This window comes from Klebsiella sp. A-Nf5, assembly GCF_002810545.1.
Classification (GTDB): Bacteria; Pseudomonadota; Gammaproteobacteria; order Enterobacterales; family Enterobacteriaceae; genus Klebsiella; species Klebsiella variicola.
This window is the reverse complement of sequence record NZ_PIOG01000092.1, coordinates 26,880-40,094: the sequence shown is the minus strand read 5'-3', so window position 1 is coordinate 40,094 and position 13,215 is coordinate 26,880. Positions and strand designations below refer to the sequence as shown.

The window sequence follows — 13,215 nt, the reverse complement described above, 5'->3', positions numbered from 1 at the left end:
GGTTGGCGGGACAGCGGCTTAGCGCGTGGAGACCGGGGCAAAAGCAGTGTCACAGATCACTGCCAGGCCGCCGACCAAAAGTGAAACCATTACACTGCGTAGCGTCCGGGACGGTGGTTCATGGCAATAATCGAATTCAAAACGACGGCGCCGAGGATAGAGACCAGCAGCATCGGCAAGCTCACTACCCACAGCGAGGCGGTGACGATGCAGGCGTCAACCACCATCTGGAATTTACCGGCGCGGATGCCGCTTTTGTCCTGCAGATAGAGGGCCAGAATATTAACGCCGCCGAGGCTCGCTTTATGGCGAAACAGCACCACAAAGCCAATGCCGACCATGATGTTGCCGAAGAGGGTGGCGTAATAGGGGTTCAGGCGATCGACATGAATAAAGTAGCCGTGCAGGTCAGAGAACAGGGACACCAGTCCGACCGCGCAGAAGGTTTTCAGCGTGAAGGCAGCCCCCATCCGCCGGACGGAGAGCCAGTAGAAAGGCAGGTTAATGACGAAGAAGACCACGCCAAACGGCAGGTGGGTGGCATAGTGGATCAGAAAGGCCATACCCGCCGTCCCGCCGGTCAGGGCACCCGCCTGGCGAAATAAAATAATGCCAAAGGAGATCATCAGCGTGCCGAACAGCAGCGCCAGGGTATCCTCCAGCCAGGTGTGGGTCAGTTTTTCAGGGGACAGGATATTATCCATAAATAAGCACTATCTTTTCGTTAACAAGGATAAGTCCCTATTTGCAAAAATCGCACCAGAGGAGGGGGCCTGGCGATCGTTTGCGGAAAAAACAGGCGCCATTCAGCCTAACGTATTGTTATGCCGAAAAGAGAAAATTGCACAAGTCATGCGATTTTCTGCAATGTATTGCGCGATCTGTGTAAATTGTTATGCCATGATGCATTGAGTAACCCTGCGTTTGCACCACCGCAGGGCACAGTGCCCCGGTTCAGCGCAGCGGATCCGTCCCCGGCATCAGCTGACCATTCTCTTTGAGGCGGTTGAGTATTACCGCCGTTTTCAAATGGGCGACCCCTTTGTTTTGCGACAGAATATGGCTGATCAAATGGCTCAGGCCGGGCAGATCCGGAACCGTCACCCGCAGCAGATAGTCGGCGTCGCCGGTGGTTTTCCAGGCGTCCAGAATGGCGTCCACTTCACTGAGCATCTGGTGAAAGCTCTCCACGCATTGCGGGGTGTGATTCAGCAAGCGCACTTCTATCAGACCCAGCATCTCCTTCCCGGCAGCATCCGGCGCCAGCCGCGCATGGTAGCCGAGAATAAGCTGTGCCTGTTCAAGGGCGATGCGGCGCCGTGAGCATTGGGAGGCTGACAGGCCGATGAGATCGCTCAGTTCCTGATTGGTCAAACGGCCATTGGCCTGCAGCAGGGTGAGTATTTTCAGATCATAGTCGTCGATGTTGTACATGGTGGCCACTAGCGGAGCGTAAGAGTGGCTAACAGCCTAACAGCTTTTTTCCCTGCGTGAAGCCCGCCAGGCTAGCCGGAGGACGAGGCGCACCAAAACGGGTCAGATTCATGCATAAAAAGGCTGATTTTCTCATGAACTGTGCGATTTAAGGCGATTTTTCGCGCGTTATGTATGACCTGACAGCGCATGACTCATGCCCCGGAGCAGACGGATAAATAATATTTTAATGAAATTCAATATATTGCTCTTGCTCTTACGCCGGGTTGCTGCGCCCTGGCCTGAAAGTTGCTATCGCCGAAGGTGACTTTTTACAGACAGGGGCAGGTCAGAGATGACAACGCAGCAAGAGCATCAATTAAAACGTGGGTTAAAAAACCGCCATATCCAGTTGATCGCCCTCGGGGGCGCAGTCGGCACCGGATTGTTTTTAGGTATCGCGCAGACGATCCGCATGGCAGGCCCCTCGGTCCTGCTGGGCTACGCCATCGCCGGAGCGATCGCCTTCTTCATCATGCGTCAGCTTGGCGAAATGGTAGTGGAAGAGCCGGTGGCCGGGTCATTCAGCCATTTTGCCAACCGCTACTGGGGACCCTTCGCCGGGTTTATGTCCGGCTGGAATTACTGGGTGTTGTACGTGCTGGTGAGCATGGCGGAGCTGACGGCGGTGGGGATCTATATTCAGTACTGGTGGCCGGAAGTACCCGCCTGGCTGTCGGCGGCGATCTTCTTCGTGGCGATCAACGCCATCAACCTGACGAATGTCAAAGTGTATGGCGAGCTGGAGTTTTGGTTCTCGATTGTCAAAGTGGCCGCCATCATCAGCATGATCGCCTTTGGCAGCTATCTGTTATTTAGCGGCCACGGCGGTCCGGCGGCGACGGTCGCCAACCTGTGGCAGGATGGGGGATTTTTCCCTAACGGCATCACTGGCTTAGTGATGGCGATGGCGGTAATCATGTTCTCCTTCGGCGGGCTTGAGCTGGTGGGGATCACCGCGGCGGAAGCCGACGAACCGCATAAAACCATTCCCAAAGCCACTAACCAGGTGATCTATCGCATTCTGCTGTTTTATGTGGGATCGTTGGCGGTCCTGCTGTCACTCTACCCGTGGCGTAACGTCGTGGAAGGAGGCAGTCCCTTTGTCCTGATCTTTCATGCCATTGACAGCAATATTGTGGCCAACGCTCTCAATCTGGTGGTGCTCACCGCCGCGCTGTCGGTCTACAACAGCTGCGTTTACTGCAACAGCCGGATGCTGTTCGGCCTGGCTCAGCAGGGCAATGCTCCGCGGGCGCTGCTGCGGGTTAACCGCCGGGGGATCCCGTTGACCGCGCTGGCGGTATCTGCCTTCGCTACGGCGCTTTGCGTGGTGATTAACTATGTGATGCCAGGTAAGGCGTTTGGCCTGCTGATGGCGCTGGTGGTGGCGGCCCTGGTGATTAACTGGGCGATGATCTGCATCACCCATCTTAAGTTCCGCCGCGCTATGCAGCGGGCCGGAAAGGTAACGGCCTTCCAAAGCCTCGGTTATCCCCTGACTAACTGGCTGTGCCTGCTGTTTCTCGCCGGGATCCTCGTGGTGATGTATCTCACCCCCGACATCCGCATCTCCGTCTGCCTGATCCCGGTATGGCTGCTGATCCTCGCCGCCGGTTATCTGTTGCGGAAGAAAAGCGCCCCGGCGCTGGTGGCGATGAAAGAGGGTTAATCGCCAACACCCTGCCGGGCGGCAGGGTGATATTCTCATCGTGAAAAATAACGTCAATACTTATAGTTGATTATATAATTCCGATAAATGATAACAGGACATGTTAATCTGGGAATAGAGTAAGTGGACATGCTTTTTATTGATCTTGCGTGGCGCTTTGGTAATATCCAGGCGGCATTCAGGTTTATTTTATAATGCCACCGAATGGAATAGCAAAATACATAATGGAGTATGGAATGAAGCATGTTCATAAGCTGGTCTGGATAGGCCTGTTCGTCAATATTATTATCTGTTTTGTCGCGCGAAATTTATTACTCGATGAAGGACAGCTGAACTTTCATCGTCGGGCGGACAGCATGTGGTCCTGGCTGGTGCTAGCCCTGTTTATCGCCGTGGTGGTTCAGGCTGTCAGTATTATACTGTCAGGCCGCTATCCTTATCTGGCCATCGTGCTGGCGTTTATTGGCGGTATCGTCATGGTACCTGCCAGCATGATCTTTCTGGTTGGCTGTATGTTCAGCTTTCAAACGCGGATTAACGCCGGTTTTACCCCGTGGCGGTCAACAACCGGGGCGATGGGCAGCGACGATAATCACCGGCTATTAGCCTTTAATGCGTCCGGTTTTTATCCTCAGGGAGGACTGGCGCTCATTGCCGGCATTATTATCTTAATGATTGGCATGGGGATTGGTGGCGTGTTTATTGCCGCCGGTATTCTGGCGCTGTGCAATGGCTATCGTCTGCAGAATCGGGTGGTGATTGGCGTGAGCGGCGAGTCGATGATATTTACGCCGGGACTCTATGCCGATACTTACGTTATTCCCTTGCGTGACGTTGTACTGGCTGAGCGCGGGAATAATGATGCGAAAGTTCGACTACTGATCCGTTCCAGCGGCAGAAGCTTCACGTTGCGTAAAAAACTGCTCGCCGGCGATGACGTCAATGACGCCTTCGCCGCCATTCTGGCCAAATTGTCCACGGTTTAACGCAGACGGGGGAAGGGATGCCGCCAGGAGAGAAACACCCGGCGGCGAAAGCGTGGGTTCGCATGCACGGTCATCGCGCCAGCCTGCACCCACGCCCTACAGCGCCAGGTTGCATGTTAATCCACGTTGGTAAAATAATCGCGCGCGGCGGTCTCGACGCGTTTCGCATCCAGCCCGGTCTTCTCAGTGATCTGTTCAATAAAGGGTTTAAATTTGTCGTCCATCACGTTACCCCCGTCCCAGTGGGCCACGTAAAATTTGCACTGATAGCGATAAAAATGGAGAGTGGTATCTCCTAACGTGTAATACATGAGCTTCTCCTGTCCATTAATGCGGTCGCCACGTCCACAGCGTCAGCAACCTTTTTCTCATCACGATCGATCTGCTCTCTATCCTCCTCCCAATTGGCTGAAATTTCCAGCGGTGCTTTGCGCTATAAAGCAGGATAAAGAAAGGTTAAATTTCGTATGGGTAGTGATTTTTTCTGACGTTGGGCGGGAGATCCGGTTACCTGCGGGGTGCGCAGATAACCGGAGAACAGGCAGGATTAGCGCAGCGCGTTGCGCTCGTCGTCGGTCAGGTCCAGGGTCTGCACCATGCCACTTTCTGCAGCGCGCACCGCCGCTTCCAGAACGGCCATTACCGCCAGCGCTTCAACCGGCGGCACCGGATTGGCGATCTGACCTTTCAGGGCATCGCGGATCTGCATATAGTACTGGCGCTGATCGCCCTGCGGGGTGGTCTGGGTTTGGGTCTGCAGCGAGGCGTCATAGATCACCAGCTTGTCATCATCCTGACCCCAGCCGGCGCTTCCGGGCTCCACGCCCGCCAGCAACTGACTCTCCTGCTGGTCGGCCCGCGCTTTGATGACGCTGCCTTTATCGCCGTGCACGATGAAGCGCGACGAGCCGCCCGCGACCAGCATGCTGCAGTGCAGGATCGCTTTATGCGCCGGGTAGTTTAAGACCACATGCGCCCAGTCGTTGATCTCCGCGCCGTCGCGGAGGGTGGCGATATTGCCTTGTACCGACTGCGGCAAACCAAACAGCTGCAGCGCCTGATCGATCAGGTGCGGCCCCAGATCGAACCATAAACCACTGCCCGGGACGTTCTGCTCACGCCAGCGGACGCGAACTTCAGGACGGAAGCGGTCAAAATGCGACTCGAAGTGTTTCACGGTGCCGATGGCGCCCTGCTCAATGACCTGACGGATCCCGAGGTAATCGCTGTCCCAGCGGCGGTTATGGAAGACGGAGAGCAGGCGCTGCTTCTCCTCAGCCAGGGCGATCAGCTCCCGGGCCTCCTGCATATCGAGGGTAAAGGGTTTATCCACCACCACATGCTTGCCGGCGTTGAGCGCCAGACGGGCCAGCGGCGCGTGGGTGGCGTTGGGGGAGGCGATGACCACCAGATCGACATCCGGATGCTGGACCGCTGCCTCCGGGGAGGCGATGACCGTGACGTCCGGCAGGTCTCGTTTGACTTTCTCTTCATCTCGCGAGGCGACGAACGCCAGATTCAGGCCCGGCACTGAACGGATAAGCGGCGCGTGGAAGGTCTTACCGACGAAGCCATAGCCAATCAGGGCGATATTTATTGTGTTGTTACTCATCAGGTTCTCCACGCGGTTAAGCGTCAGCAATGTGTACAGAGAGGGCGGGGTCATCCCCCAGCTCAGCCCAGGGACGATCAAGAAAAAGATGGTGAATGTCGCTGAGCCCGGCCACCAGCCACGGCTCGCAATGGTTGACTTTGGTATGGTCTGCCACCAGCCAGTGCTCTGCGCTGGCGGCCAGCATGGCGCGCTTCACGTCAGCATCGGCCTCCTGGCTGGCGCTCAGCCCCAGCCCGGCATGGAGCGCGCAGGCGCCGAGAATGGCGATGTCGGCGCGGTAGCGGGCGACAAGCGACAGCGTGGCGCTGCCGGCGAACAGCCGCTGTTCACTGTCCCACTGGCCGCCAAGCAGGATCAGCTGGATATCCGCACGGTCGCTAAACAGCTGGGCGATATCCAGCGAAGGCGTGATCACGGTCATCGGCCCTTTAAGCTGGGCGGCGACCGCCAGCACCGTGCTTCCGGCGTCGAGAAACAGCGTTGAGCCGAGGGGGATGCGCGCGGCGACCCGCTGGCCCAGGCGCTGCTTGGTCTGGGGGAGCAGGGCGTTTCGACCCTGGCGCGTCATCGCCGGGACGTTAAGAGCGATGGCGCCGCCGTGACTTTTCTGCAGGACGCCCTGTTTTTCCAGCTCGCTCAGATCCCGGCGAATGGTATCGGCCGAGACCTGTAGCCCTTCGACCAGTTCGCTGATGCTTAGCTGGCCGTTTTCACTCAGCCTGTCGAGGATGTGTTTTTGTCTGGCGAGCTTATGCATGGCAAGCGCCTCCGCAAATTAACGCAATAAACAGCATAATACAGCAATGAATGGCAAAATAAACCGCAAAAAGACGCAGTGAGATCGGCAAAACGGGAAGAACTTGATTTCACTACGCTTTAACGTTAAATGAGGAGAGCGGCGCGACCCGGGGCAAAAGCGCTTTTCAATGAAGCCATTAGCCAGTCTTCCGGGCAATAAAAAGCGAAAAAGCGCGCTTTCGCGTACCTTATAGAGAGTACGCGCAATGTGACAGGTATGGATTAACGGAGGTTGAGTGGACGCGATTAAAGGCTCGGAGTTGCAGATACCGGACGCGATCTTCGCGTGGGTGCTCGACGGGCAGGGCGGCGTGAAGCCGCTTACCGATAACGATATTATCGACAAGGACAAGCCCTGCTGGCTGCATCTGAACTATACCCATAGCGACAGCGCTGACTGGCTGGCGGCCACCCCGTTGCTGCCCAATAACGTGCGTGACGCCCTGGCGGGGGAGAGCACCCGGCCGCGAGTGACGCGGATCGGCGACGGGGCGCTGATCACCTTGCGCTGCATTAACGGCAGTACCGATGAGCGTCCCGACCAGCTGGTGGCGATGCGTCTGTATATGGACGAACGGCTGATCGTTTCCACCCGTCAGCGCAAGGTGCTGGCGCTGGATGATGTGCTTGGCGACCTGCGCGAAGGCAATGGCCCGACGGACGGCGGCAGCTGGCTGGTGGAGGTCTGCGATGCGCTGACCGATCATGCCAGCGAGTTTATCGAACAGCTGCACGACCGCATTATCGACCTGGAAGATGACCTGCTTGACCAGCAGGTGCCGCCGCGCGGTTTTCTCGCGCTGCTGCGTAAGCAACTGATCGTGATGCGCCGCTATATGGCGCCACAGCGCGATGTTTATGCCCGGCTGGCCAGCGAGCGTCTGCCGTGGATGAGTGACGATCAGCGGCGGCGAATGCAGGATATCGCTGAGCGGCTGGGACGCGGGCTGGATGAGATCGACAGCTGTATTGCCCGGACGGCGATCATGAGCGATGAGATCGCCCAGATTATGCAGGAGTCGCTAGCGCGGCGGACTTATACAATGTCGTTGATGGCGATGGTGTTTCTGCCCAGCACCTTTTTAACCGGCCTGTTCGGCGTCAACCTTGGCGGGATCCCCGGCAACGGCTGGCATCTGGGATTTAGCCTCTTCTGCCTGATGTTAGTTGTTGTCATCGGTGGTGTTGCGTGGTGGTTACATCGCAGTAAATGGTTGTAAAGAATCGCCTTTTAGCGGCCGCATTGCCGGGAAAACCCGGCAATGTTTGAGCGAAATCAATAAACCACCTACCCATTCAGGGCAATATCTCTCTCGCAGGTGAATGCAACGTCAAGCGATGGGCGTTGCGCTCCATATTGTCTTACTTCCTTTTTTGAATTACTGCATAGCACAATTGATTCGTACGACGCCGACTTTGTTGAGTCGGCTTTTTTTTTGCGCTCTCCGGACCAGCTTCTACGCTTACTAAGACACCCGACGGTCTTCAGGCCGTTAAGCCTGCGGGTACGCCCGTATTACTCTCCGGGAGGCCTCTATGCATTACGCTTCAGGGCTGACAGCCCAGTCTATCCCCATCTCACCCGAACCGAACGATCCGGTTCCTTTACCCGACCCACGACCGCGTCCGCAGCCGCAGCCCGATCCGCCGCCTGACGAAGAGCCGATTAAATTGTCGCATCAGGCGCGGAGATCTGCGAGGATACGCGCCTGCAGATTGTCCGTCCTTTAATACGAGAATACATTGTGACCGCTTTTTCTACCCTGACTGTTTTACCTGCCGCCCAATTAGCCAACCTTAATGAGCTGGGTTATCTGTCGATGACGCCGGTTCAGGCCGCCGCCCTGCCGGCGATCCTTGCGGGAAAAGATGTGCGCGTGCAGGCAAAAACCGGCAGCGGAAAAACGGCCGCATTTGGGCTGGGTCTGCTGCAGCATATCGATCCGGCGCGCTTTGAAACCCAGTCGCTGGTCCTGTGTCCGACTCGCGAGCTGGCCGATCAGGTTGCCGGCGAGCTGCGTCGCCTGGCGCGCTGCCTGCCGAACATCAAGATTCTGATGCTCTGCGGCGGGCAGCCCTTTGGCGCCCAGCGAGATTCACTCCAGCACGCCCCGCATATCATCGTCGCCACCCCGGGCCGTCTGCTCGATCATCTGCAGAAGGGGACGGTCTCCCTTGACGCGTTGCAGACCCTGGTGATGGATGAAGCGGACCGCATGCTCGATATGGGCTTCAGCGACGCCATCGACGAGGTGATCCGCTTCGCGCCGGCTGACCGGCAGACCCTGCTGTTTTCCGCCACCTGGCCGGCGGCAATCGCGGCGATTAGTGGCCGGGTGCAGCGCAATCCGCAGACGATAGAGATCGACACTGTCGATGCGCTCCCGGCGATTGAGCAGCAGTTTTTTGAAGTTTCCCGCCACGGTAAGATTGCCCTGCTGCAGCGCCTGCTCAGCCAGCATCAGCCCGCATCCTGTGTGGTGTTCTGCAACACCAAACGCGATTGCCAGGCGGTCTGCGATGCGCTCAACGCCGCCGGGCAGAGCGCCTTGTCGCTGCACGGTGATCTCGAGCAGCGCGACCGCGATCAGACGCTGGTGCGCTTCGCCAACGGCAGCGTCCGGGTTCTGGTGGCGACCGACGTCGCCGCCCGCGGCCTCGACATCAAATCCCTCGCGCTGGTGGTGAACTTCGAGCTGGCCTGGGATCCGGAGGTGCATGTTCACCGCATCGGCCGTACCGCCCGCGCCGGCGAACAAGGGCTGGCCATCAGCTTCTGTGCGCCGGAAGAGGCGCAGCGCGCCACGATCCTGGCCGACATGCTGCAGCTCTCCCTGAACTGGCTGCCGGCGCCGACGGGCAACACCATCGCACCGCTGACGGCGGAGATGGCCACGCTGTGTATTGACGGCGGTAAAAAGGCGAAAATGCGCCCGGGAGATGTGCTGGGAGCCCTGACCGGGGATATGGGCTTTGATGGCGCCGATATCGGCAAAATTACCGTCCATCCGGCTCATGTCTATGTGGCGATCCGCCAGAATATGGCGCAGAAGGCGTATAAGCAGTTACAAAACGGTAAGATTAAGGGCAAAGCCTGCCGCGTTCGACTGCTGAAGTAAGGGCAGGTTAGTGCGTCTCAGGCGGCTGCCTGAGACGCGTGAGGGTTACTTCACTTCCACCACGTTCAGACGCAGTTCATCGAGACGGGCGTCTTCTTCTTCCGGCTGCCAGCCGGCGGGCTGCAAGGGAATATCCTCCCGGTCAAACGCCAGATCGCCACCGTCCACCACCTCGGAGCCGTGGGTGATGCCTTTAAAATCAAACAGATTGACATCGCTCAGATGTGAAGGCACCACGTTCTGCATCGCGCTGAACATGGTTTCAATGCGCCCAGGATAACGCTTATCCCAGTCGCGGAGCATATCGGCGATCACCTGACGCTGCAGGTTTGGCTGCGAACCGCACAGGTTGCACGGAATAATCGGGAAGCCTTTGGCCTGGGAGAAGCGCTCGATGTCCTTTTCGCGGCAGTAGGCCAGCGGGCGGATGACGATGTGTTTTCCGTCGTCGCTCATCAGCTTCGGTGGCATCCCTTTCATTTTGCCGCCGTAGAACATATTCAGGAACAGCGTCTGCAGGATGTCGTCGCGATGATGGCCGAGGGCGATCTTGGTCGCCCCGAGCTCGGTGGCGGTACGGTAGAGGATGCCGCGACGCAGGCGAGAGCACAGCGAGCAGGTGGTTTTCCCTTCCGGGATCTTCTCTTTGACGATGCCGTAGGTATTCTCTTCGACAATCTTGTACTCCACGCCCAGCTGCTCAAGATACGCCGGCAGAATATGCTCCGGGAACCCAGGCTGTTTCTGATCGAGGTTCACCGCCACCAGCGAGAAGGAGATGGGCGCGCTTTTCTGCAGATTACGCAGGATCTCCAGCATGGTATAGCTGTCCTTGCCGCCAGAAAGACAAACCATAATGCGGTCGCCCTCTTCAATCATATTGAAGTCGGCAATCGCCTCACCGACGTTGCGGCGCAGACGTTTCTGCAGCTTATCGATGTTGTATTTTTCTTTTTTACTGATTTCTTGATTTTGCAGCATGTAATAGTGGCTCAATTCATAGTGTGGCATCAGAAGAGCACGCGTTCTGCCAGCCTGGACAACGTGGCGCTGGCGCGTAGCAATTAATGAGGTCTGACAGACAACCGTGGCGTGTATGGTACGGATTCAGGGGCGGAATGTCAGCATCTTTCCGGCACTTTCCGCTGCGGGCAGGCAGGCGGAGGCGGTGTAAGCGGAAATAAAAAGCCCGCCGGGCGGCGGGCTGTGGCGTTAACGAACCACCAGGACGGAGCACTCGGCGTGGCGGACCACCGCGGCGGCGTTGGAGCCCAGCAGATAGGTGGTGATATCTGGCCGGTGCGAAGCGATGATCACCAGGTCGGCGGGTAGCGACTTGGCCAGTGCGAGGATCTTATCTTTTGGCGACCCTTCGGCGACGTGAAAATGCATCCGATCTTCCGGGATGGAAAATTGTTTGGCGATCTCTTTAAGCTGCGTTTCCGTTCCTTCGCGCAGCTCATCCATACCGGGCAGCTCGGCGGTGTAGGCCATTCCCAGTGAGGCATAATAGGGCAGGGAAGGGATCACGGAGAGGAAATGGACCTCGGCGTCGTCAATCCGTGCTTCCGATTCAACGTGACTGATAATGCGTTCAGTAAATTCTATATCAGAGATATCGATGGGGACAAGAATCATTCTGCTCATAAAACCTCCTGTTTAAGTATCCCCTCATATTGTACGGCATTAGAGCACGTTTTGTATCATGACCGAGGTCACACTTTGACATTAACGTGGCTTGCGTTCGGGAAATTTCCCTTTGATCACGCCGTCATAAAATCGACCTTTTGACACCACCTGTAAAAAGTCACGGAAAATACGCGGCGGCACGCCGGTATATTGCAACGGTGGCTGGTGATAAAAATGGATTTCCAGTGTGGCGGAGGCGTCATCGTAGGCGACAGAGATAATTCGGGATGATTTTACCGGGTGATGATGCATGGTGGACGTCCTCGGGCAAGCACTGACTGAGCACGACTATATCACTAAATGGACGGCTATTTTAACCAGCGGGATATATTGTTTTGTTTTATCTACTGTACGGCGGGAGGAAGAAGCCCGCCGGAACCGGCGGGCTGGCGCATCAGAACTGGTAAACCAGGCCCAGGGCGACGATGTTGTCGGTAGAGATACCGTTGTCTTTGTAGAAGCTGTCGTTGTCATCCAGCAGGTTGATTTTGTAATCAACGTAGGTAGACATATTACGGTTGAAGTAATAGGTAGCGCCAACGTCCATATATTTGACCAGATCTTTATCGGCGTAGCGGCCGTTATTATAGAGATCTTTGCCTTTGGACTGCAGGTAGGAGATGGCCGGACGCAGGCCGAAGTCGAACTGATACTGCGCGGTGACTTCGAAGTTTTGCGTTTTATTGGCCACGCCGTCATTGCCGTACGGGGTCATATTGCGGGTTTCTGAGTACATGGTCGCCAGGTAGATATCGTTGGCGTCGTACTTCAGGCCGGCGGTCCAGGCTTCGGCTTTATCGCCGCGGGCGTTGGTCTGGGTCATCTGATCGTTGGTACGGTCAGAAGAGGTGTAGGCCGCTGCCGCGCTGATGCCCATGCCGAAGTCATAAGAGGTGGAGAGACCGAAGCCATCGCCATTGTCGAAGCGAACATCGCTGTCGCTGCTGCGGTTATTGGTGCCGACGTTGATATCCTGCGCGTTCTGACCTTCGTTTTTACCCTGATACTGCAGGGCAAAGTTCAGACCCTCCACCAGGCCAAAGAAATCGCTGTTGCGGTAGGTCGCGACGCCGTTGGCGCGGCCTGCCATAAAGTTATCCGCATAGGTGTAGGAGTCGCCGCCGAACTCCGGCAGCATATCGGTCCAGCCTTCGACGTCGTACAGCACGCCGTAGTTACGACCGTAGTCGAAGGAGCCGTAATCGCCGACTTTGATACCCGCGAATGCCAGACGGGTCCACGCCTGATCGCTGGAGCTCTCGGTGTTGTTGGCCTGAACGTTATATTCCCACTGACCATAGCCGGTAAGCATATCGTTGATCTGGGTTTCGCCTTTAAAGCCGAAACGCAAATAAGTTTGATCGCCGTCTTTTTTCGAGTCGCTGGAGAAATAGTGCAGACCGTCTACCTTGCCATAGAGATCTAATTTATTTCCGTCTTTATTATAAATTTCCGCCGCATGGACGGCACCGGCGGCTAATAAAGCCGGAATAACGAGGGCCAGTACTTTTCTTTTCATGAAGAAATTCCTTTAACTGTTTTTATGTTTTAGCTTCCGGGAAGGAAGTGAACTCATGCTAAAGGAGCGGTCTGAGATATGGTAAGACTCAATTGTTACGATATAAGTAAAATCTAAAATAAATAATACCAAAGAAATGGTGATAATTATGCTGAATATATCCGTGGATAATATACAAAATAAAAATTATACATGCCCAGGGTAATCACGTATTATTCGCACGTTATATGCCTTTATTGTCATGCCAATTATTTATTGTTGCCGTCTCATTCTGCGGAATGATTTTGTTTATCGGTAAAACGACAAGCCCGAACAACATGTTCGGGCTTTTTTTATGGCTGCAG

At 56.1% G+C, this 13,215-nt stretch carries 14 protein-coding genes; 5 read left to right on the top strand and 9 right to left on the bottom strand.

What is annotated here, in order from left to right; all coding sequences use genetic code 11:
- Positions 1–89: 89 nt before the first annotated feature.
- Together CWM53_RS09770 and CWM53_RS09765 are read right to left on the bottom strand one after the other, a co-directional pair.
- On the bottom strand, positions 90–704 hold the full coding sequence (locus CWM53_RS09770) for a YitT family protein (protein WP_023322497.1): 615 nt from the start codon (positions 702–704) through the stop codon (positions 90–92).
- A gap of 250 nt (positions 705–954) precedes the next feature.
- Positions 955–1,434 (bottom strand): Lrp/AsnC family transcriptional regulator, encoded by a 480-nt coding sequence (locus tag CWM53_RS09765; protein WP_061154814.1) that lies wholly within the window; start codon positions 1,432–1,434, stop codon positions 955–957.
- A 334-nt stretch (positions 1,435–1,768) separates the two neighbouring features.
- On the opposite strand from CWM53_RS09765, the gene CWM53_RS09760 reads away from it, so the two are divergent.
- Both CWM53_RS09760 and CWM53_RS09755 read left to right on the top strand, forming a co-directional pair.
- Positions 1,769–3,145, top strand: coding sequence for an amino acid permease (locus CWM53_RS09760; protein ID WP_100630876.1), 1,377 nt, complete (start codon positions 1,769–1,771; stop codon positions 3,143–3,145).
- 236 nt (positions 3,146–3,381) lie between these two features.
- Positions 3,382–4,131, top strand: a complete 750-nt coding sequence (locus tag CWM53_RS09755) for a hypothetical protein (protein WP_074386037.1) — start codon at positions 3,382–3,384, stop codon at positions 4,129–4,131.
- Positions 4,132–4,247: 116 nt separating this feature from the next.
- Here CWM53_RS09755 and CWM53_RS09750 read toward each other — a convergent pair whose 3' ends face one another.
- The 3 genes from CWM53_RS09750 to CWM53_RS09740 form a co-directional block, all read right to left on the bottom strand.
- Positions 4,248–4,442 carry a hypothetical protein gene (locus CWM53_RS09750; RefSeq protein ID WP_061154812.1) on the bottom strand — a complete coding sequence of 65 codons (195 nt, stop codon included), beginning with the start codon at positions 4,440–4,442 and terminating at the stop codon, positions 4,248–4,250.
- Positions 4,443–4,678: 236 nt separating this feature from the next.
- Positions 4,679–5,797, bottom strand: coding sequence for an oxidoreductase (locus CWM53_RS09745; protein ID WP_074386036.1), 1,119 nt, complete (start codon positions 5,795–5,797; stop codon positions 4,679–4,681).
- Positions 5,760–6,503: a DeoR/GlpR family DNA-binding transcription regulator gene (locus tag CWM53_RS09740; protein ID WP_074386035.1), complete on the bottom strand. Its 744-nt coding sequence runs from the start codon at positions 6,501–6,503 to the stop codon at positions 5,760–5,762. Before CWM53_RS09740 ends, CWM53_RS09745 begins: the two co-directional genes overlap by 38 nt.
- 277 nt (positions 6,504–6,780) lie before the next feature.
- On the opposite strand from CWM53_RS09740, the gene zntB reads away from it, so the two are divergent.
- The 3 genes from zntB (at position 6,781) to dbpA (ending at position 9,663) form a co-directional block, all read left to right on the top strand.
- The gene (zntB, locus tag CWM53_RS09730; protein WP_061154809.1) at positions 6,781–7,764 is read left to right on the top strand and encodes a zinc transporter ZntB; all 984 of its coding nucleotides are present in this window, start codon (positions 6,781–6,783) and stop codon (positions 7,762–7,764) included.
- A gap of 334 nt (positions 7,765–8,098) precedes the next feature.
- Positions 8,099–8,275, top strand: a complete 177-nt coding sequence (locus CWM53_RS32210; protein WP_373996481.1) for a hypothetical protein — start codon at positions 8,099–8,101, stop codon at positions 8,273–8,275.
- 14 nt (positions 8,276–8,289) lie between these two features.
- A complete protein-coding gene (dbpA, locus tag CWM53_RS09720; protein ID WP_008805151.1) occupies positions 8,290–9,663 on the top strand; it encodes an ATP-dependent RNA helicase DbpA in 1,374 nt (457 codons plus the stop codon).
- Between the two features lie 45 nt (positions 9,664–9,708).
- On the opposite strand, the gene ttcA is transcribed toward dbpA, so the two are convergent.
- From ttcA to ompK37, 4 genes are all read right to left on the bottom strand, one after another.
- A complete protein-coding gene (gene ttcA, locus CWM53_RS09715) occupies positions 9,709–10,644 on the bottom strand; it encodes a tRNA 2-thiocytidine(32) synthetase TtcA (RefSeq protein ID WP_002902422.1) in 936 nt (311 codons plus the stop codon).
- 231 nt (positions 10,645–10,875) lie between these two features.
- Positions 10,876–11,310, bottom strand: a complete 435-nt coding sequence (gene uspF, locus CWM53_RS09710) for a universal stress protein UspF (protein WP_100729834.1) — start codon at positions 11,308–11,310, stop codon at positions 10,876–10,878.
- Positions 11,311–11,391: 81 nt separating this feature from the next.
- Positions 11,392–11,604 (bottom strand): KTSC domain-containing protein, encoded by a 213-nt coding sequence (locus CWM53_RS09705; RefSeq protein ID WP_074386033.1) that lies wholly within the window; start codon positions 11,602–11,604, stop codon positions 11,392–11,394.
- Positions 11,605–11,746: 142 nt separating this feature from the next.
- Positions 11,747–12,871, bottom strand: coding sequence for a porin OmpK37 (ompK37, locus tag CWM53_RS09700; RefSeq protein WP_022066059.1), 1,125 nt, complete (start codon positions 12,869–12,871; stop codon positions 11,747–11,749).
- Between the last annotated feature and the right edge of the window lie 344 nt (positions 12,872–13,215).